The following is a 21,933-nucleotide window of genomic DNA, read 5'->3' on the forward strand; positions in this document are numbered from 1 at the left end:
AGTTCATTAAAATTTTATGTCGAAATGAATTCTTTAATAGATAAATATAATATTCCCGGTCCGCGTTACACCTCTTATCCGACTGTTCCCTATTGGGACGAAAGCAGCTTTTCCCCGGAATTATGGAAGCAGAGTGTAATCAGAACCTTTAACGAATCGAATGCAGAAGAAGGGATCTCCATTTACATCCACTTACCGTTTTGTGAGGCACTCTGTACGTTCTGTGCTTGTCACAAACGAATTACCAAGCAGCACAGCGTAGAAATTCCTTATCTGGAAAGTGTTTTAAAGGAGTGGCAGCTTTATCTTAACTTGTTTAATGAAAAGCCAAAGCTTAAAGAACTTCACCTGGGCGGTGGAACACCAACCTTTTTTTCTCCGCAGAATTTAAAAACCTTATTGCAAGGAATTTTTGAAACGGTTGAAATTGCCGAAGATCAGGAATTTTCTTTTGAAGGGCATCCTAACAATACTACCAGAGAACATCTTCAGACGTTGTATGATCTTGGTTTCAGAAGGGCAAGTTTCGGAGTTCAGGATTATGATTTGAAAGTGCAGAAGGCGATCAACAGGATACAGCCTTTTGAAAATGTAAAGAAAGTAACGGAATGGGCAAGAGAGATCGGATATACAGGAATTAGCCACGATCTTGTTTTTGGTCTTCCGCATCAGACCTGGGAAGCGATGGAATATACCATCCGTAAAACGATGGAACTGAAGCCTGACCGTCTCGCGTTCTATTCTTATGCGCACGTTCCGTGGGTAAAAGGCGTAGGACAGAGAGGTTTTGATGAAAACGACCTTCCGAGTGGCGAGGAAAAACGACGTTTATATGAAGATGGTAAAAGATTGCTTCAGGATTTAGGATATATCGAAGTAGGAATGGATCATTTTTCTTTGGAACACGACGATCTCTATCAATCGTTGATTCAGAAGAAACTACACAGAAATTTCATGGGATATACTTCCAGTAAAACCCAGTTGATGGTAGGTCTCGGAATGTCTGCTATTTCAGATTCCTGGTATGCCTTTGCACAGAATGTGAAAACAGTGGAAGAGTATCAGAAAATTGTTGAGGAAGGCGAAATTCCGGTGGTGAAGGGACATATTTTAAATGAGGAAGATCTTATGGTAAGACGGCACATTCTGAATTTAATGTGTCAACTGGAAACTAATTTTGATGCAAATAATTCTTTCCCTGAACTTGAAAATGCCTTTGAAATGTTGCAGGAAATGGAAAAGGATGAATTGGTTGAAATTAATAGCCATCATATTCAGATTACGGAAAAAGGAAGAGCATTTACAAGAAATGTAGCAATGGTTTTTGATCTTAGAATGATGAGAAATAAACCTGAAACCAGGATTTTCTCAATGACTATTTAAAAAAAATGCCTTTAAAATATTATTGAAAAGTTTCTGTCTGCTGATACCAGGCAGAAACTTTTTTATTAAAACTCAACGTTGTTTTTATACCCTTTACAATTCTGTATTAAAACGATGAAAATATTTATATGGATAAATCTTTACATTTATCCATATAACTTTCCGAATTTATACAGGTGATTTCTAAGATTTATATGGATGAATTTTTAAAATCAAACAATTTTTTATTTCAAATGAAAAAAACTCCGGACAGAATTCCGGAGCTTTTCTCATTTATTATTCTTTAAATTCTATTGAATAATCAGCTTTTTACTGTAAACTTTTTGATTTCCGGAATTCAGATTAATAAAATAAATTCCCGCCGGAATTCCGGAAATGTTTATACTCTTATCGTTTTCAATTTTCGACTGCTCTAGAACTTTTCGACCTTCAGTATTCATAATTTCAACGATTGTATTTTTATCTTTAATTCCTTCAATAAAAACCTTTCCTGTTGCAGGATTCGGATAGATTTTTATCTGAGATGAAAGGTCACTTTCATTTGTTGCCAACGTTGATGTTGTTACCCGAAATATTTTACCGTTGTTCACTGCTGCCACGAAAAGCTCATTCTGATTATTGATTCCGAAGGTAGAAAAATTATTTCCTGAGAAGGCCGGAGACCATGTGATAGAATCATCATTATTCATAATTCCGATTTGGGTAGAACAATAGTCTGCGAAAATATATTTCCCTTGTAAAGCAGGATATTGTGTACCCCTATAAATATATCCTCCGGTAATGGAGCATTTACCTCCAGAATGATCGTAGGCAGCCACCGGAAAAGTCATTGTAGACTGAGCTGCACATCCTGTTGTATTGTAGGCATTGTTACCCTCATAGCATCTCCATCCGTAGTTAATTCCCGCCTGTGATAATGGCATTCTGTTGATCTCTTCAATCTGTCCCTGACCTACATCGGCAATCATTACATTGCCAGAAGTTGTATCAAAATTAAACTTCCATGCGTTTCTCAACCCATAAGCCCAGACTTCATCGGCTCCGTCTGTTCCCACAAAAGGATTATCAGGCGGAATATTGTACGGTCCGGTAGAATTGATATCAAGTCTTAACAGCTTTCCTAGAAGCGAATTTTTGTTTTGAGCATTATTGTTGGGGTCGCCACCGCTTCCACCGTCTCCGGTTACAATCCAGAGATAACCGTCCGGCGCAAAATGAATGCTTCCTCCGTTATGATTGTCGAACGGCTTGGGCTGATTTAAAATAATTTTTTCTGTAGAGACATCGGCTACATCCGGATTTGAACCTCTGGTGTATCTGGCTACCGTAATATTACCGTTGATGTCATTATAATACACAAAAAAATACCCGTTGGTAGAGTATTGCGGGTGAAAGGCAAGTCCTAAAAGACCTCTTTCTCCTCCATAAGTGATCTTGGAGCTGATGTTGAGAAAGTTGGTGGCGTTTATGCTTCCGTCTGATTGTACAATTTTAATAATTCCGTCTTGCTGCACCACGAACATTCTACTGTCGTTGGCGTGAGAAATTTCTACCGGAGCTGTAAATCCGGTCGCAAATTCTTCCAGATTAATGCTTTGTGCATTAAAAAAGAAAGAAGAAAAAAGGCTTACGCCAAAAAGTAGATTTTTCATAATATTTTGATATTTAGTGTATTAAATCAGAATGAAAATTTCATACCATTTAATCATTATAAAATTCATTAAAATATCATCAAAAAATTATTAAATCTTAAATAAAAATAAGAATACCGATATATCTGAAAATAAACGATTTCTGTTGTTAAAAATTCATAAAATACAAGAAAATGATTATATTTGCCGACTTAATTTAACGTAGTTATAACAAAATGCAAGGAAAAGGACTTATTACAATTGTTGCTATTGTACTAGGGTTGATTTGCTTAAACGAGCTATTACCAACATGGTACGCCAGCAAAATTGAAAAGCAGGCGACTGCTATTGCAGGAGACAATCCGGAGAAGTATCAGAAAGAAATTGCTAAACTTTCTAAGGATACATTGAATCTTGGATTCACAAAACTTTATTACACCAAAGCAAAAGACAAGGAAATGAAACTTGGTCTTGACCTTAAAGGAGGGATCAACGTTCTTTTGGAAATCAACCAAAGAGATTTGGTGAATGATTTGACGAATTATTCAACCAATCCGGTTCTTATTGAGGCTTTGAACAAAACTGATGAAGTTCAGAAGAATTCTACAAAATCTTACATCGACAATTTCTTTGATGAGTTCGATGCAATTAACAAAGCAAAAGGTACGAATCTTAAGTTGGCAGATCCGGAAATTTTCGGAAATACCACTCTTACTGAGGTAAAGTACAATACACCTGACGATCAGGTGAAAAGCATTGTTAAAAGAAAAATCGATGCTTCTGTAGGAACGGCTTTCGAAGTTATCAGAACGAGAATCGACAAATTGGGAGCGATTCAGCCAAACGTTCAGAGAGTACCTGGTACAGCGAGGATTTCTGTGGAAATGCCGGGGATGAAGGATATCGATAAAGTGAAGAAAATGCTTCAGACTTCTGCAAAACTACAGTTCTGGGAAGTACAGCAGGCTCCTGAAGTTTATCCTTATTTTGAAACAGTAGCCGCAATGGTGAGTTCAAAAGGAGATTCTATGGGCGTTGCCAACAATGTAAAATTCATGAATATTTTACAGGGAGGCAAATCGATGACCCAAAGTGCTGTAGGAAGTGTAAAATTGTCTGATACCGCTGCTGTAAACAAAATTTTGAATAGCAAAGTAGCTCAGTCTTTACGTCCTGCTAATATTAAATATACACAATTCTTGTGGGGATACAAGCCGGAAGCAACTGATGCAGAAAGCTTGGTATTATATGCCATCAGAGGAAATATCAATCAGAAAGCTCCGGTAGACGGTGCTGTTGAATCTGCCAACATCGGCTATGATGAGCTGAGCAGAGTAGTGGTAGATATGCAGATGGATTCTAAAGGAGCTAAAGAATGGAAAACATTAACTGAAAAGAATGTTGGTAAGCCTGTAGCGGTGACCCTTGACGGCAGAGTATATACTGCACCAAACGTTGTAAATGCAATTCCTAACGGTAGAACACAGATTTCCGGTAACTTCTCTCAGGAGGAAGCTAAGGAGCTTGTTGATGTTTTAGGAGCGGGTAAATTACCAGCAGGAGCAAAAGTAGTTCAGGCTACGGTAGTTGGTCCGTCTTTAGGACAGGAATCTATTGATGCTGGTTTAATGTCATTCATTATTGCATTCAGCATTATTATCGTTTATATCATTTTCTACTATGGAGGAGCTGGTGTGTATGCAGTAATTGCAATGATCATCAACTTATTCTATATTTTTGGGATTATGGATTCCGGCGACTTTACGCTTACGCTTCCTGGTATCGCGGGTATTGTTCTTACAATGGCTGTTGCGGTCGATACGAACGTTATCATTTATGAAAGAACAAAAGAAGAATTATTCGCAGGGAAAAGCATTTTGGAAGCGTATAAAGATGGTTTCAAACATGCATTAAATGCGATTATCGATGGTCACACAACGACTTTCTTAACGGCTGTTGTATTGTTCTTCTTCGGAACGGGACCTATTAAAGGCTTCGCTTTAACATTGATGATCGGGGTTGCAATGACATTATTTACGTCTGTGCTGCTTTCGAGAGTAATGATCTTCTCAAGATTAAATAAAGGAAAAGGACTTTCTGTATGGACTCCGATAACAAAAAATCTGTTCAGAAATACCTGGATCGATTTCATAGGAAAAAGAAAATATGCTTACATTTTCTCTGTTGTTTTAACGGTGGTTTGTATCATTTCAATTGCTACCCAGGGTTTCAAATACGGAATTGATTTTACAGGTGGTAGAAATTATGTGGTAAGATTCGATAAAAACGTTAAGGCCGAAGATGTTGAAAATAAATTGGTCGCTTTGTTTAAAACGGAAGATGGTAAAAACTCTTCTGTTGAAGCTAAAACTTTTGGTAACGATAAACAATTAAAGATTTCCACAGATTATCTGATTGAAGATGAATCTTTAAAAGCGGATCAGATTATTGAACAGAAGCTATTTGAAGGTTTAAAATCAGAATTGCCTGCAGGAACAACCTTGAAAGATTTCAAATCTGCAGATAAGGAGCATGCGGGAATTATTTCTTCTGAAAAAGTTGGTCCTTCAGTAGCTGACGATATTCAAACGCATGGTATTTATGCCGTATTGGGAGCTTTAGGAATTATTTTCATTTACATCTTGTTAAGATTTAGAAAATGGCAGTTTTCTCTTGGTGCTGTTGCTGCACTATTCCATGATGCGATTATTATTTTGGGAGCATATTCACTGCTTCACAGATATATGCCGTTCAATATGGAGATCAATCAGGATTTTGTTGCGGCAATTCTTACCGTACTTGGTTATTCCATCAACGATACAGTAATTATCTTCGACAGAATCAGGGAATATTTAAGAGAGAAAAAGTCGTTGACATTGGCAGGATTATTTGATGATTCTATCTCAAGTACATTGGGTAGAACATTCAACACCTCATTTACCACAATCTTGGTAATTTTAGCAATCTTCATTTTTGGTGGAGACAATTTAAGAGGATTCATGTTTGCCATGTTAATCGGTATCGGATTCGGTACTTACTCATCAATATTTGTTGCATCGGCAATTGCATACGACTTCTTAAAAACCGGAAAGGAAGAAGAAGTTCATGGTAAAACGACGACGAACAAAGAAGTACTTGCTTCAAAATAATTTATACTACAATAAATAAGAGAAAGCCTTTCAGTGATGGAAGGCTTTTTTTGTTGAATGATTTATCGTTAACCGTCAATTTCTCCGATATGAATGTTGAATTTAATGTAGTTGAAATTCACTTTGCAGCACAAAATAATTATTCGCTTTTCAGGCTAATGGTTAATTTATTTATTTTAAAAAATAATTTTGAAAGGTAAAATTGCCAATTGACAATTCAAACTATTCTCCGATTTCATTACTTTTGCAGCACTATGGAAAATTCGAGGAAAAAAGCCGCAATGAGCTTTATTTTTATTACGTTGCTGATTGATATTACGGGGTGGGGAATCATCATTCCTGTAGTTCCCAAGCTTATTGAGGAACTCATTCATAGCGATATAAGTGAAGCTGCCAAATATGGAGGCTGGCTTGGGTTTGCCTATGCATTTACACAGTTTATTTTTTCTCCGGTTGTCGGTAATTTAAGCGACAAATTTGGAAGAAGACCAATTATCCTGATTTCTCTTTTCGGATTTGCCATTGACTATATTCTGTTGGCCTTGGCACCAACAATTCTCTGGCTTTTTATAGGAAGGATTATTGCTGGGATTACGGGAGCAAGTGTCACGACTGCGAGTGCTTATATTGCAGATATTTCCACAGATGAAGACCGTGCAAAGAATTTTGGACTTATTGGTGCGGCTTTCGGGCTTGGCTTTATTATAGGGCCGGTTTTAGGCGGACTTTTGGGTCATTATGGAGCCAGAGTTCCCTTCTACGCAGCTGCCGGGTTATGCCTCGTTAATTTTCTGTATGGCTATTTTATACTTCCCGAAAGTTTAGATAAAGATAAAAGGCGAGAATTCAACTGGAAGCGGGCGAATCCGATCGGGTCATTCAAATTTTTGGGAAAACATCCTGAAATTTCGGGGTTGATTGTTTCTTTAATTTTAATCTATATCGCAGGACACGCTGTGCAGAGCAACTGGAATTTCTTCACCATGTATAAATTCAACTGGAATGAAAGAATGGTAGGAATATCTTTAGGGGTTGTAGGTTTGCTGGTGGGGCTTGTGCAGGGAGGTTTAATCAGATGGACAACACCGAAACTTGGCGAACGGAAGAGTATCTATTACGGATTAACTCTATACGCTATAGGAATGCTTTTGTTTGCTTTTGCTACAGAGGGCTGGATGATGTTTGTTTTTTTAATTCCATATTGTTTGGGAGGAATTTGTGGGCCTGCACTTCAGTCGGTTATTACCAAAAGTGTCCCGTCAAATGAGCAGGGAGAATTGCAGGGGGCGCTTACAAGTCTTATGAGTGCGACTGCGATTATCGGACCACCGATGATGACGAATTTATTTTACTATTTTACCCATGATGAAGCTCCGTTTAAATTCTCGGGGGCACCTTTTTTCCTGGCTTTTATTTTAATGGCAATTAGTGTAATCATTACGTATTTTAATTTTCAGAAAAAGGAAGTTGAAAAAGAAAAAATCAATCTCTAAGAACGATCATTGGTTTGATTATTTTTATTAATTAAAATTTAGGCTAATTGGATACGTTAAAATTCCGATTAATCCTGCTGTTAGAATTTTGCAGACAGATATTGAGCAGCTCATCAGAGAGATTGCAATACTGAAAAAAGAATAATGCTGTCAAACTTAATATTTTATTAAAACTTAATATTTCATATTCAGTTTCGCATTTCTTTTGTAATTTTGTAATATGGAACTAAGCATTGGAGAAATGGCACTTATTGCCATTGCGATCGTCGTATTATTCGGACCGGATAAACTCCCCCAAATTGCCCGTGATCTGGGTGCTGGGGTAAGAAAGATGCGTGGTGCGGTAGAAGATATCAAAACGGAAATTATGAAAGAGACAGACAATCCTGTTTCCGAAATTAAACGTGAGATTGAGAAAGTAAAAGATGCTGCCAAAGATTTCAATCCGATGAAAGATGTTCAGGACAATATTCTTACAGAGCCGCAATCCTCTAATGAGCCTCCAAAGCCAAAGCCTTCCGAGGATGAAACTTATGAAGGTCCGATAAGCAGATAGTATGAACGAGATTATTCAGGAAGACAGAAAGCTATTTTTGTTTCTCAATAATTTGGGAAATTCATCATTTGACCAGTTTTGGATGCTTATTTCAAGTACATGGATCTGGATTCCACTTTATATTATATTTTTATATTTTTTATTTAAAAATTATAAACTAAGATCATTAGTTTTTATTTTAATATTTGTCGCCATAGGAGTTACGGTTTCCGACCAGGTTGCCGGCATCTTTAAGCACGGAATTGAAAGATTGAGACCTTGTCACGATCCCCTTTTAGAGCATCATATGCGGATTGTAAAATGTGGCGGACAATTCGGATTTTATTCAGCTCATGCCTCTAATACTTTTTTTCTGGCAACCTATTTAAGTATTTTGTTAAAAAACAGGATTAAATGGTTTCCTTATGCTATATTTGTGTGGGCTACTGTAGTATCTTACAGTCGTATATATTTAGGAGTGCATTTCCCGATAGATATTTTGGTGGGGGCGTTTGTTGGAACTTTATTGGGAGTGATATTTTCTGCACTCGCCAAAAAAGTAATCAATAAACAAAATATAACCTCATGAAAAAACACCTATTTTTTTTAACCTTAATCTTTTCAACGGTATCTTTACAGGCTCAGGATAAAAAAACTGCCGAAGAATGCTTTCAAAATGCAGACTATAAGTGTGCCGAAGAACAATATGCAAAACTTGCTCAAACTGAAAAGATTCAGAAATTACAATCTGAATATTACAATTATCTCGGAACATCCCAAAGAAGGCTGGGTAAAACAACTTCGGCTTTTAAATCTTATGAATCTGCTTTGAGAGCCAATCCTATGTCTGCAGCCGTATATGCAAACCTGGGTTCTATTCATGGACAAAAAGGAAATAAGCAGGCTGCATTGGATTATCTTAATCAGGGAATTAAGCTTGAACCTGAAAATGCGGAAATGTATCTTACGCGCTCTAAAGTGTATGAAAATCTTGGTAAAAAAGACCTGGCTGCCAAAGATTTAAATCAGATTTTAAGTTTTGCTCCCGATAATATTTATGCAAGAACAGGCTTGGCCAATCTAAAGAAAAATAGTGGTGATTTGGAAGGATCCCTTAAAGATTATAATCAGCTGATTTCCGAAAAGCCGGAATCTCTTTTGTATAGCGGAAGAGGCGATGTTTATTTCAGGTTGAAGAAAAATAAAGAAGCACTTGCCGATGTCAATAAAGCGATTTCAATTGATCCAAAATTCGCGCAGGCGTACGTAAATAAAGCATTAATTTTATTTGAAACAGCAAAGCCTAAGGAGGCTTGCGCCAGTCTTGATAAAGCAGTAAGTCTGGGGTACGAAAAGCCGTTGCTGCTTGAATATTATTCTAAATGTGAAGTGAAAAAATAATTTTCCGGGTTTTTGTTTTCAGGTGGCGGCTTCGCCGCCACCTGAAAACAAAAATAAATTCAAAACTTCGATATTTAGATCAATCATTATGATAAGGCTTTCCTTGTAAGATCTGGTCGGCACGATAAAGCTGCTCTACAATAAAAAGCCGGATCATCTGGTGGGTGAAAGTCATTTTCGACAAAGACATTTTCTCATTGGCTCTGTTGTAAATTTCCTCAGAAAATCCGTACGCACCGCCAATCAGAAGGTGAATTTTTTTTACCGAAGAATTCATCCAGTTGTCAATTTTTTGCGAAAACTCACGGCTTGTAAACTGTTTGCCTTTTTCATCCAAAATCAGGACGAGATCCGTTCGGTCAATATAATTCATGAACAGTTTAGCTTCTTCTTTCTTTAAAAGATCAGGCGAAAGGTTTTTTGCGTTTTTAACGTCCGGAATTTCATTGATTTCAAAATTCCAGTGTTTGGGAAGTCTTTTTATATAATAATTGATGAGAGACGTAATCTCCTTATCGTCTGTTTTACCGATACAAAGTAAGTTGATCTGCATTTTTTCGTTTAAATATTTACAGTTTCAAAGATATTCATAAATTAAAGACAGTCATAATCTAAATTACGGTAGAAATTCAAGTCTAAAAAAATGATTACTTTTGTATGATTCCGATTCAATGAAAATAATAATTGTGTCTTTCATGTTTTTATATTCTCTGTTAATTTTCGTTATCAGTAGTAATTTTTATGCAGCGAATAGAGATATTTGTAAACAGCAGCTTTTAAAATAGATAATATTTTTAAACTAATATGGGCATAAAACTTCCAAAATTCATAATAAAATTTAAAGATTTCTTAGATGATATACATATTCCTCTCCTGGGAATATCACTTTGGCAGATGTTTCAGATTTATATCAGAGGAATTTTTAAAGACAAAATAGGTCGGAAAGCCGCTGCTATTTCATGGAGTTTTACAATAAGTTTATTTCCTTTTATCCTGTTTTTGTTGTCGGTGATCCCTTATATGCCACATTATGAAAAATTACAGTATTATATATTTGATGTACTGATGCACAATGTTTTTCCTTCTAATATGGAAGGCGATGTTCGGGGATATATTGAAAAAAGTATTATTCCTAATATGAAGGGAATCAGTAATCTGACGATCGTTTTAGCTTTGGTATTTGCCACTAATGGAACTTTTTCGCTAATCAACGGCTTCAATGAAAATACAGATGAAAAGATGACTGATGTAAAAGAATTTATTCTCTCATTTTTTATTACAATCGGATTTGTGCTGATTGTCTTTCTTGCACTTTTCGGGATATACTATTCGGAAGTGGTCTTAAAACAGTTTACACCGGTTTATGATGTCTCCTGGGTGGTTGATAACCTTTCGGAAATCATCGGTTTTGTATCTTTCCCACTGTTCTATTTTATCCTTTTAACTCTTTTTTACTGGTTGGGAACAGTGAAGATTATCAGATTCAGGCAGGCAATTCCGGGAGCTATTTTAACGACAGTTCTTTTTGTGGTGACGACTTATTTTTTTGCTTTGTATGTGAAAAATATTGCGCGCTACAATGTCTTATATGGTTCGATAGGAAGTATGATTCTTCTGATGGTTTGGGTAAATGTAAATGTATATCTTCTCCTTTTTGGAAACGAACTCAATATGGCCATCAGAAAGCTGCGTATTGAAAAACTGTTGTCTGACCAATTGCAAAAATCAAGGCATCACAAATCTAAAAATTCAGAAGAGTAGTAGCTTTAAATGTATTTTTTTACTTTTCTTCAATTCCTTACCTGAATTCTTCTTTTGAGAAATAGGTAATGTAATGTGTCGAATTTTAATTTAATTCATGGAACAATTAACCGATAAAAGTAAAATAAGAAATCTAATTTAGGCTAAGAATTCCATATTTATTTATTTTTTCCAGTAGCTGTTCTGAGGTAATGAAATTAAGTTTTGCTTACATTACAATCTCCTTACTTTCGACACACCGTTGATATCTTTCAGTTTTTTAAAAGTCTGCTCCAGTTGGCTTTTATTTTTCACTTCAAGATTAATATTTCCGGTAAAAATTCCGTCATTCGACTCAATAGACATACTTTTCATGTCCATTCCCATAGCACCACTGATTACGGTTGTAATATCGTTAATCATTCCCATTCTGTCAAGTCCTTCGATTTCTATCTTTATTCTGTTCTTGAAACTTTCAGCATTCACCCATTTGGCAGGAATCACCCTGTAATCGTACTGTGCACGAAGGTTGATAGCATTCGGACAATTGTCACTGTGTACCTTTATTCCGTCAGAAATTGTGATAAATCCAAATATTTTATCACCAGGAATTACAGTACAGCACTTTGCGTAAGTATAATTTAGCTTTTCTTCGTCTTTTCCGAAGACGATCATATCAAGATTCTGCTCCTTCGGTTCTATATACGCTGTGTTTTTTGATGGAGATTTTCTGAATCTTGAAAGTAAATTATTAAATACATTTTTACTTTCAATGTATTTTCTTAAACTGCTTGCATCCAGTTCGTTACTTTGAAATTTAAGGAAAAGTTCCTGAGAACTCTTGAGGTTGAAAAATTTCTGCAGTTTATTAACTTCATCATCATTGAAATTGATTTTGGCGTGACGAAGTTTTCGCTGAAGAATTTCTTTCCCGTCTTCTACTAACTGATTTTTTTGTGAGTTTAAATAACTCTTAATCTTTGACTTAGCTTTTGAAGTAACTACGAATTCTAGCCAATCAGATTTGGGTTTCTGATTTTGAGAAGATAAGATGTCTACCTGATCTCCGTTTTGCAAAACATAAGAAATAGGAACAAGTTTTCCATTGATTTTTGCACCTAAACACTTCATCCCCAGATCGGAGTGAACGGAAAAGGCAAAATCCAGCGCAGTAGCATTGGTTGGCAAAATTTTAATTTCACCTTTCGGCGTAAATACAAAAACTTCCTTAGAATAAAGATTTAGCTTGATATTATCCAGAAGCTCGGAAGTAGAAAGATCCTGTTGTTGTTCCAGTACTTCGCGTATCTCTGTTACCCAGTTTTCAAAATTCCGATCATCGGAACTCTGTTTATAGCCTTCTTTATATTTGTAATGAGCTGCAACTCCTTTTTCTGCAATTTCATCCATTCTTTCTGAACGAATTTGCACTTCGATCCATTTTTTATCGGGTCCTAAAACAGTTAAATGCAAACTTTCATACCCTGTGGAACGTGGTTGCGTAATCCAGTCACGCATTCTTGAAGGATTACTGTGATAAACATCCGTTACAATCGAATAAATTTTCCAGGCGAGAAATTTTTCGTTTTTAGCGTCAGATCTGTAAATAATTCGGATGGCATAATTGTCATAAACCTCTTCAAAAGAAACGCCCTGTTTCAGCATTTTCCTGTAGATTGAAGAAATCGCTTTTGCTCTGCCTTTTATTTTAAAATTTAATCCTTCTTCATGGAGTCTTTCAGAAACTTCTGTTTTAAATTCTTCAATATAACGTTCACGATTTTCCTTGGCAAGTTCAAGTTTTTCAGTGATTTCCGTATAAATGTCAGGATTGTTATATTTTAAAGATAAATCTTCAAGTTCAGATTTTATATTATATAGACCTAAACGGTGAGCCATCGGAGCATAAATATACACGGTTTCTGAAGCAATTTTTTTCTGCTTGTCAGGTGCCATGCTTTCCAGCGTACGCATATTATGAAGACGGTCTGCAATTTTGATCAGAATTACCCGGAAATCTTCAGAAAGAGTAAGCAAAAGTTTTCTGTAATTTTCCGATTGTACCGAGATATTCTGATGGTTCATGATCGAAATCTTGGTGAGTCCGTTCACAATATTGGCAATTTTTTCACCAAAAATTTTCTTCAGATCTTCATATGTATAATCTGAATCTTCAACCACATCATGCAGCAGCGCACAAGCAATAGAAGTGGCTCCCAGACCGATTTCTGTTGCAACAATTTTTGCAACAGCGATGGGATGGTAAATGTATGGTTCACCTGTTTTTCTCCGCTGGTCTTTGTGAGCGTCCAGAGCGATGTCAAATGCTTTCCGGATGAGTTTGTTATTTTCCTCATCCAAAGTTCTGTATGTGTTAGAAATCAGATCCTTATATCGGGCTAGGATTTCTTTGTTCTCTTGTTCTAAGTCGTAACTCATTCGTGCTAAAGCCTATATTTACACGAAAATACGAAATTTTTCGCACTTTTCAAACACGAAAAAAATCCGCAGACTAATCTACGGATTCCGGTTATTAATTCTTATCATTTGTTTTTAAAACTTTACTTCGGAGTCCATGCCACTGGTAGAACCTTTGATTCTCACGTCCGGGCTGTTATGGATTTCCACTTTATTTCTCACATGAATATAATTTTTAATGTAAGTGTAATTTGCCTGTTCAAGATTCATATTTTCAATCAGATATGTTTTTAGTGCCGTGTTCTTATCTAAAATACTTCTGGCACTGTCAATCTCATGGTCTTTCACGGCTACGCTGACGATGTAGGGCGAATGGTTTTCTTCATTGAGATATACAATGTAATCTGAGTTTTGAAAACCTGAACTTTCCAGGTCAGCTTCCAATTTCTTATAATCGATGTTGGGTTCAAATAATCCAGCTAAAACATTTGACATAACAATGGTTTTAATTTTGAATAAAGATACTAAAATTTTTTCATTTAAATTGATATAAACGTATTGATATTAATTATTTATTGTGTTATCTATAAATATTTTAATTTCTATTTGATATATCTATTAACTTTTTTTTGATTTAATAAAAAACGGGCATAAGCCCGTCTTATATGATTAATCTATTCTTTCATTTTTAATTTCCTCTACAACTTCAGGATTCAATAAGGTCGTAATGTCTCCGAAATTACTGAAATCACCTTCGGCAATTTTCCTTAAAATTCTACGCATGATCTTTCCAGAACGTGTTTTCGGTAACCCGGAAACAAACTGTATTTTATCCAGCTTGGCGATCGGGCCGATCTGCTCTGAAATCAGCTGATTGATCTCTTTTTTAAGGTTTTCTTTCTGACGGCTTTCTCCTGTTTCCTTCAGAATAACAAAACCATATAAAGCATTTCCTTTGATGTCATGAGGATAACCTACTATTGCAGATTCTGCTACGGCAGGATGTTCATTGATGCTGTCTTCGATAGGTGCAGTTCCTAAATTATGTCCCGAAACAATAATTACATCATCCACGCGTCCGGTGATTCTGTAATAACCGACCTCATCCCGTAAGGCACCGTCTCCTGTGAAATATTTTCCCGGAAAAGCAGTGAAATAGGTTTCTTTGTAACGCTGATGATCTCCCCAGATCGTCCTTGCAATGCCTGGCCAAGGAAAACGGATGCAAAGGTTTCCAGTGACCTGATTTCCCATGATTTCGTTGCGTTTGTCGTCCATCAGAACAGGCTGTATTCCCGGTAGAGGAAGGGTAGCATAGGTAGGTTTAGTTGGCGTTACAAAAGGAAGCGGAGAAATCATAATTCCACCGGTCTCTGTCTGCCACCAGGTATCAACGACCGGACATTTTTTCTTTCCGACATGATCGTTGAACCAGTGCCATGCTTCTTCGTTAATAGGTTCTCCTACCGAACCGATGACTTTCAGCGTACTCAGATCGTGTTTGTCTACCCATTCTACACTTTCTTTTGCCAGGGAGCGGATTGCGGTTGGTGCCGTATAAAACTGTGTGACTTTATGTTTTTCAATTACTTCCCAAAATCTGTCGGGTTGAGGATAGGTAGGAACTCCCTCGAAAATAACCGTTGTAGCACCGTTAAGAAGCGGGCCGTAAAGGATATATGAATGTCCTGTAATCCAGCCAATGTCGGCTGTACACCAGTAAATATCGTTTTCTTTATAATTAAATACATTTTTAAAAGTGTAAGCGGTATACACCATGTATCCGGCGCAAGTGTGAAGCATTCCTTTCGGTTTTCCTGTAGAGCCTGAGGTGTAAAGAATGAAAAGCGGATCTTCAGCATCCATAATCACGCTGACAAAGTCGGGAGATGCACTTTCGTAAAGATCAGCCATCCAGAAATCTCTGTGTTCTTTCATATTGATTTCGTTATTGGTTCTTTTTACAACCAATACTTTTTCTACACTTGGCGATTTTTCCAAGGCTTCATCCACGATACTTTTCAGGTCAAGAACTTTGTTTCCTCTGTAGCTTCCATCTGAAGTGATGACCATTTTTGCACCACAGTCATTCACTCTGGAAGAAACGGCAGATGCTGAAAATCCTGCAAAGATCACCGAATGTACAGCACCTAATTTCGCGCAGGCAAGCATGGTAATAGCAAGCTCAGGAATCATCGGAAGATAAATACATACTCTATCGCCTTTTTCGATACCCATTTCTCTCAGTACATTGGCTGTTTTATTCACTCTGGTGTAGAGTTCATTATAGGAAATATGCAGCGCTTCTTCTTTAGGATCGTTGGGTTCCCAGATGATGGCTGTTTTTTCTCCGCGTACCGAAAGATGCCTGTCTAGACAGTTTTTGGTGATATTCAGTTTTGCATTTTTAAACCAGGTGATTTTGGCTTCATTCATGTCATATTTCACCACTTTACTCCATCGCTGATACCATACAAAATTTTGATCGGCAATCCTGTCCCAGAATTTTTTAGGATTTTTGATAGAGTTTTTATACTCTTCAAAATAATGCGGTAAATCTTCTATCAGGTAGTTTCTCATACTTTCTGTTTTAGAATTATTTTTCTGTTTGATTTTTAAAAATTATTATTTAAGCTGATTATTTAATCAAATGCTATACTTTATATTGTTGAATTTTCTGTTGAATTTCCCCGATAATGTTTTCGTCGTCAATCGTTGGTGGTATCTGAAATTCTCTTCCGTCTAATAGTGTTCTGATGAGTTTTCTTAAAATTTTCCCTGAACGTGTTTTAGGTAAACGTTTTACGGTCATTACACTTTTAAGGCAGGCTACTGCTCCGATGTTTTCCCGAACCATTTGTACAATGTCTTTTTCCATCTGTTCCTCAGAAATAGCAGAACCGTTTTTTACGACTACCGTTGCAAAAGGAACTTGTCCTTTTAATTCATCATCAATTCCTACGACAGCACACTCAGCCACATCAGGATGTGAAGAAACGATTTCCTCCATTTCCGAGGTAGAAAGACGGTGTCCCGCAACATTGATTACATCATCCACCCTCCCTGTAATGAATACGTAACCGTCTTCATCTTTTATCGCCCCGTCTCCTGAAAAATAATAACCTTGATATTGTGACAGATAACTTTTTTTAAAACGTTCATCATCATTCCAGATTCCCAGCAATGCCCCGGGAGGTAAAGGAAGTTTAATTACCAGATAACCTTCATGATGAGCATCCAGCTCATAACCGTTTTCATCAAAAATTTTAATATCATATCCCGGAATTGGTTTTCCTGCGGAAGCTCTTTTAATAGAATAGTTTTCATCAAAAGTCATAAGTCCCAGCATTGGCCAGCCCGATTCTGTCTGCCACCAATGGTCGATAGCAGGAACACCAATATGTTTTTGAAACCAATCCAGTGTAGCAACATCGCATCGTTCACCTGCCAGAAATTGTTTTTTAAAATGGGTTAAATCATATTTTTTTACCAGTTCACCGTTGGGATCTTCTTTTTTTATGGCTCTTATGGCGGTCGGAGCGGTAAACATTACGGATACTTTGTATTCTGAAATGATTCTCCAGAAGGTTCCTGCATCAGGTGTCATGACTGGTTTTCCTTCAAAAATAATAGTTGTATTTCTGTTAATTAAGGGTCCGTAAACAGAGAAGCTGTGGCCAACAGCCCAACCGAAATCTGATGCAGCCCAATAGGTTTCTCCGGGTTCAACCCCATAAATTTTTGTCATTGAAAATTTTAATGCTGTGGCATAGCCGCCGGTGTCGCGGGTAATTCCTTTTGGTTTTCCGGTAGTTCCGGAAGTGTACAGTAAATAGAGTGGGTGAGTTGATTCTACGGCAACACAATCAACAGCTGTTGATTGTTCAACTAATTCTTGATAATCAATCAGTCCATCAAACATTTCATGCTGATTATCTACTAATTTCCGGTTGAAAACAATAATGTTTTCCACTTTATCCTGAGACAGTTCAATTGCTTTTTCAACCAAAGGCAGATATGGAATTCTTTTGGCGATTTCTACGCCAGCGGTTGCTGTTATCAGTACTTTAGGTTTGCAATCATCGATTCTTACGACCAATTCATGCGGGGCAAAGCCTCCGAAAACCACGTTATGAATCACACCGATTCTTGCACAGGCCAGCATGGCAAAAAGTGTCTCGGGAATCATGGGCATATAAATAACGGTTGTATCTCCTTTTTTCAGACCTAATGAAGCTAAGCCTCCCGCCAGTTTTGAGATTTCCTCTTTTGCCTGATTGAATGTGTATGTCTTTTTCTGTCCGGTTACCGGAGAATCATATATAATCGCTGCCTGATTGCCTAAACCATCTTCAATATGTTTGTCGATGCACAGATAGCACATATTCAGCTTTCCGTCGGAAAACCATTGTGGATAATCATTTTCACCTTCGGAAAGAATCTGTTCAGGGAACTTAAACCAATCGATTTTTTGAGCCTGTTTTTTCCAGAACTCTTCTTTATCGTCTATACTTTTTTGAAATAAATTTTCTGCGTTCATAGTAGTTTTTTTGTTTAGATTGTTTTCTGAAGTTTGCTCTAGTCAATATTTTTAACTTAAATTATCAACTTTTTAGGCCGTCATTTCTTCAATCTGCTGTATTAGTTTTTTTATGGAATAGGGTTTCGTTATATATGCATCAGCACCGATTTCAAGGCCTTTTTCAATGTCTTTAGGATTGTTTTTTGCACTCAGGAAAATGACTTTTGTATTTTTTAATGCTTCATTTTGCTTAATGATTTCCAGTGTGCTAAATCCGTCTAAATTGGGCATCATAATATCCAGAAGGATGACATCTGGAATCATATTTTTGACAAAATCCAGAACTTCCGTTCCGTCTCTTGCAATATAGACATCATAACCGTTTTTTTTAAAACTGTATTCCAGAGACATTAATATTTTGTGTTCATCATCAGCAATGATTATCTTTTTCATATTACTTTCTTATCGTTCAACTTCATGTTCTTTATTTCGTTCGGGCAGACGTATGGTAAATGTGACACCCAGTCCGCTGTTTTCTGCTTTTATGGTTCCTCTTTGTGCCTCGGCGATCTTTTTACAGATGGCAAGCCCGAGTCCGCTTCCTGTCTGTTTCAAAATATTTTGATTCTTCGACTGGTAAAATTTGTCAAAAATCATTTCCAGATCTTCTTCCGGAATGTGTTTTCCGGTGTTGAAAACGGTGATAATCAGGTGTTGTTCGCGGGTGAAAAATTTCGTTTGAATTGTACCTTGTTCATCGGTAAATTTCAACGCATTTCCTAAAATATTCTGGAATAGCTGAATCATCCTGGCTTCATCATATTCAAAGATAAAATGATTTAATAAATTGACCTCGCTGATATGGATTTTTTTCTGCTGAATAAGGTGCAGGAGAGGGTTTAACGCCTTTTTATACGTTTCAAGAATGTTGTTTTCCTGAATGTTCAGAGCGATTTGTCCATGCTCCAGTTTGTCAAGATACAGGATATCGTTGATGATTTCACTTAAGCGGTCAGATTCAGTGATGATATTATTTAAAAATTCTTTTTTGATTTCCAGTGGAATATCGTCGTCGTCAGCCAGAATTTCCCCGGCAGAACGAATTGCTGTGATTGGTGTACGCAGTTCATGGGCAACAGAATCTAGGAAATCGTCTTTTTGTCGATCTTTCACAATCAGGCTTTCATTGGCGTTTCTTAAATCATCAGAAAGTTTCTTTAATTCCTTAGATTGTTCGGTTAGTTTTTTGTTTAAAATAATATTTTCTTTAGATTCTTCCAAAATATTCAAGACCTCTTTGAGGGAGATTTTGTCTTCTTTGGTAACGCCTTCGATCAGAATTTTTGCCGAAGCTGTCCCGATTCTTCCTGCGAGAAGATTTTCAGAAAACTTAATAAATCTGGAGTCGGCCGTTTCTGCTTCTGAATCAATATTATATTTAAGGTTAAAAATTCTTAACGCCTGTTCTGTTTTATTCTTTCCTAAAAATCTTTCTAAAATGTTTTTAATGTCTGAAACATAGGCCGTTCCACGCCAGATAAATGCATTCTCGTGGTTCTGAATGTATTTATCGATGTCTACATAAAGTTCTGCAAAGTTTCTTTCACGATAATTGCCCTTCATGCTTACCGAAATACCTGCAAAAAGTCCTGTATTTACAAGAAGTGACCAAAAAAAGATCTGCGGAATTCTTCCCAAATAAGGAATATTAAAGAAGCTGAAAGTTTCATACATACCTCTCAAAACACCTTTAAATTCCTGATTATACGAGAAATAATATTGAGGAATAATCAGCCCGAAATAGCAGATCAGTAGCCCGGCGATTAATCCAGTGAGAACTCCTTTGTAGCTTCCTCTTCTCCAGAAAATAGCTCCGAAATAAGCGGGAGCCAGTTGTGCAATGACCACAAAAGAAATCAACCCTACAGAGTCCAGAGAAGTTTTCAGGATAAAGTATTTATAAAAGGCAAAAGCCATAATGATGAGTCCGAAAATGCTGAATTTTCTGATCCGGGTGATATTACGGGTGTTGTTGGCTTCATCTTCAGATTTGAATTTTCCCAAAAGCCCGTATGGGATAATCATATTATTGGAAAGCATTATTGATAAAGTAATTGCCGAAATAATAATCATGGAAATGCTGGAACTTAATCCACCAAGGAAAACAAGCACTGTGATTACTGTATTTTCAAAGTGTTGCGGAATCAAAATGGAATAAAACTCAGGATTTACCTGTTGTCCGCTAAAAATCAGTCTTCCTCCCCATGCAATCGGAAATATGAAAAGTGTAAAAATCAATAGATACAGCGGAAAAAACCAGATGGCGGTTTTAATATGCTTTTCCTGTCTGTTTTCGATAATAGCCGTGTGAAATTGTCTCGGTAAAAGGCAGATTGCAGTTCCTGAGATCATGCACAATATCATCCAGTTGAGGGCACCTCCAATTCCGTTAAAGGTGTTTTTTGCTTTAAAATCACTGAACTTGCTGGCCTGCTGATAGATATCTGAAAATCCGTCAAACACAAAATAAATGACGAAAAGTCCCAGGATAATAATGAAAAACAGCTTTAAAAAGCTTTCCAAAGCAATAGCAGATATTATTCCCAATCTTTTCTCTGAAGCATCAACATATTTTGTTCCGTAATAAGAAGAAAATACGGCAATGAGTAATACCACAAACGTAGCACTGTCTGTGAGCATATTTTTTGAGACAGGAGTTTCTGTCACCAAATGAAATGTTTCGGAAATAGCCTTAATCTGAAGTCCGATGTAAGGAATAACCGCGAAAAGACATACCAATGTAATGATAGCACTCAGGCTTCTGCTGTTTCCATATCGGAGTGAGATAAAATCGGCAAGACTGCTGATCTTATTAATTCTGGAAATCCGTACAATTCGTGTATTAATATAAATCCAGGAAGGAATAACGATGATGGGGCCAATATAAATCGTAAGATAATTGAGTCCGCTGGTTGCTGCAACGCCGATGCTTCCGTAATATGTCCAAGCGGTACAGTACACGGCAAGGGAAAGGGCATAAATGTATGGATTATTGATCCAGAGCTTACTTTTTTTCTTCTCTGCAAGATATGCAACAAAGAATAAAAGCGCCAGATAGAGCAAAACCACAGAGAACAGTGCAAGACTACTCATATTTTTTTACGATTATCAAAGCGATGATGATGGAAAGCATCCATACAGCGAAAAGATACACCAAAAGCATAGGATATCCCAGCACTTCATGTTCGCTATTAAAAAGTAAAGAGACAGGAATACTGAAAGCAATCATCAGTCCGATGCTCAGCAAAATCAGTTTTTGTTCGTGTCTCTTTTTCATGATTGTTGATTGATGAATGATAATTGATCGATTAACATTTTAAAGCTTGTCATTTACCAATTATCATTCATTATTAGTTATTTAAAAATTATTCTTTATCATCAGAATATTCGCCGGTTAAGGAATAATATCCGAAAATCCCCAGTCCTCCTGAGATGATAGGCATCAATACAAATAATATGATGATCCCGAAAACCAAATCTTCCTGTTTTCCCGAAGTTATTTTAGGAATTCCCAAAACTGTAATTCCGAAATATCCTACAACCAGCGCAACTGCGATCCATACCAGGCCTAATATTTTTTTGAGTCTGTTCATTTTAATAC

Annotated in this window: 17 protein-coding genes; 7 read left to right on the top strand and 10 right to left on the bottom strand. The window is 36.7% G+C overall.

Annotated features, from left to right (window positions below; translation table 11 throughout):
- The first annotated feature begins 24 nt into the window (after positions 1-24).
- Positions 25-1,383 carry an oxygen-independent coproporphyrinogen III oxidase gene (gene hemN / locus BLR30_RS16235; protein WP_089861187.1) on the top strand — a complete coding sequence of 453 codons (1,359 nt, stop codon included), beginning with the start codon at positions 25-27 and terminating at the stop codon, positions 1,381-1,383.
- A gap of 290 nt (positions 1,384-1,673) precedes the next feature.
- Here the strand turns inward: hemN and BLR30_RS16240 are convergent, their stop codons facing one another.
- Positions 1,674-3,035, bottom strand: coding sequence for a PQQ-dependent sugar dehydrogenase (locus BLR30_RS16240; RefSeq protein WP_089861189.1), 1,362 nt, complete (start codon positions 3,033-3,035; stop codon positions 1,674-1,676).
- Positions 3,036-3,250: 215 nt separating this feature from the next.
- On the opposite strand from BLR30_RS16240, the gene secD reads away from it, so the two are divergent.
- The 5 genes from secD to BLR30_RS16265 all read left to right on the top strand — a co-directional run bounded on the left by secD (position 3,251) and on the right by BLR30_RS16265 (position 9,592).
- Positions 3,251-6,163 carry a protein translocase subunit SecD gene (gene secD / locus BLR30_RS16245; protein ID WP_089861191.1) on the top strand — a complete coding sequence of 971 codons (2,913 nt, stop codon included), beginning with the start codon at positions 3,251-3,253 and terminating at the stop codon, positions 6,161-6,163.
- A gap of 224 nt (positions 6,164-6,387) precedes the next feature.
- Entirely contained in the window at positions 6,388-7,656 is a 1,269-nt protein-coding gene (locus BLR30_RS16250; RefSeq protein ID WP_262484113.1) for a TCR/Tet family MFS transporter, read from the top strand.
- Positions 7,657-7,876: 220 nt separating this feature from the next.
- Positions 7,877-8,212 carry a Sec-independent protein translocase subunit TatA/TatB gene (locus BLR30_RS16255; RefSeq protein WP_089861195.1) on the top strand — a complete coding sequence of 112 codons (336 nt, stop codon included), beginning with the start codon at positions 7,877-7,879 and terminating at the stop codon, positions 8,210-8,212.
- Position 8,213: 1 nt separating this feature from the next.
- Positions 8,214-8,780, top strand: coding sequence for a phosphatase PAP2 family protein (locus BLR30_RS16260; RefSeq protein WP_089861197.1), 567 nt, complete (start codon positions 8,214-8,216; stop codon positions 8,778-8,780).
- A complete protein-coding gene (locus BLR30_RS16265) occupies positions 8,777-9,592 on the top strand; it encodes a tetratricopeptide repeat protein (RefSeq protein WP_089861199.1) in 816 nt (271 codons plus the stop codon). The genes BLR30_RS16260 and BLR30_RS16265 overlap by 4 nt, the downstream gene beginning before the upstream one ends.
- 79 nt (positions 9,593-9,671) lie before the next feature.
- Here the strand turns inward: BLR30_RS16265 and rlmH are convergent, their stop codons facing one another.
- Complete coding sequence (gene rlmH, locus BLR30_RS16270) at positions 9,672-10,145, bottom strand: 23S rRNA (pseudouridine(1915)-N(3))-methyltransferase RlmH (RefSeq protein ID WP_089861201.1); 474 nt, start codon at positions 10,143-10,145, stop codon at positions 9,672-9,674.
- Positions 10,146-10,396: 251 nt separating this feature from the next.
- Here rlmH and BLR30_RS16275 point away from each other — a divergent pair, with 251 nt between their 5' ends.
- On the top strand, positions 10,397-11,353 hold the full coding sequence (locus BLR30_RS16275) for a YihY/virulence factor BrkB family protein (RefSeq protein ID WP_089861203.1): 957 nt from the start codon (positions 10,397-10,399) through the stop codon (positions 11,351-11,353).
- 213 nt (positions 11,354-11,566) lie between these two features.
- Here the strand turns inward: BLR30_RS16275 and BLR30_RS16280 are convergent, their stop codons facing one another.
- The 8 genes from BLR30_RS16280 to BLR30_RS16315 form a co-directional block, all read right to left on the bottom strand.
- Positions 11,567-13,771 carry a RelA/SpoT family protein gene (locus BLR30_RS16280; protein ID WP_089861205.1) on the bottom strand — a complete coding sequence of 735 codons (2,205 nt, stop codon included), beginning with the start codon at positions 13,769-13,771 and terminating at the stop codon, positions 11,567-11,569.
- Positions 13,772-13,885: 114 nt separating this feature from the next.
- Entirely contained in the window at positions 13,886-14,245 is a 360-nt protein-coding gene (locus BLR30_RS16285; protein ID WP_089861207.1) for a hypothetical protein, read from the bottom strand.
- Between the two features lie 174 nt (positions 14,246-14,419).
- Positions 14,420-16,363, bottom strand: coding sequence for an acetate--CoA ligase (acs, locus tag BLR30_RS16290; protein WP_262484114.1), 1,944 nt, complete (start codon positions 16,361-16,363; stop codon positions 14,420-14,422).
- A 40-nt stretch (positions 16,364-16,403) separates the two neighbouring features.
- Entirely contained in the window at positions 16,404-18,290 is a 1,887-nt protein-coding gene (locus BLR30_RS16295; protein WP_089861211.1) for an AMP-binding protein, read from the bottom strand.
- A gap of 72 nt (positions 18,291-18,362) precedes the next feature.
- Positions 18,363-18,725 (bottom strand): response regulator transcription factor, encoded by a 363-nt coding sequence (locus tag BLR30_RS16300; RefSeq protein ID WP_089861213.1) that lies wholly within the window; start codon positions 18,723-18,725, stop codon positions 18,363-18,365.
- 9 nt (positions 18,726-18,734) lie between these two features.
- Complete coding sequence (locus BLR30_RS16305) at positions 18,735-21,425, bottom strand: ATP-binding protein (RefSeq protein WP_089861215.1); 2,691 nt, start codon at positions 21,423-21,425, stop codon at positions 18,735-18,737.
- The gene (locus BLR30_RS16310) at positions 21,418-21,609 is read right to left on the bottom strand and encodes a hypothetical protein (protein WP_089861216.1); all 192 of its coding nucleotides are present in this window, start codon (positions 21,607-21,609) and stop codon (positions 21,418-21,420) included. Before BLR30_RS16310 ends, BLR30_RS16305 begins: the two co-directional genes overlap by 8 nt.
- Positions 21,610-21,697: 88 nt before the next feature.
- Complete coding sequence (locus tag BLR30_RS16315) at positions 21,698-21,925, bottom strand: DUF6814 family protein (protein WP_089861218.1); 228 nt, start codon at positions 21,923-21,925, stop codon at positions 21,698-21,700.
- Positions 21,926-21,933 lie beyond the last annotated feature (8 nt).

This window comes from Chryseobacterium taeanense (assembly GCF_900099685.1).
Lineage (GTDB): Bacteria > Bacteroidota > Bacteroidia > Flavobacteriales > Weeksellaceae > Chryseobacterium > Chryseobacterium taeanense.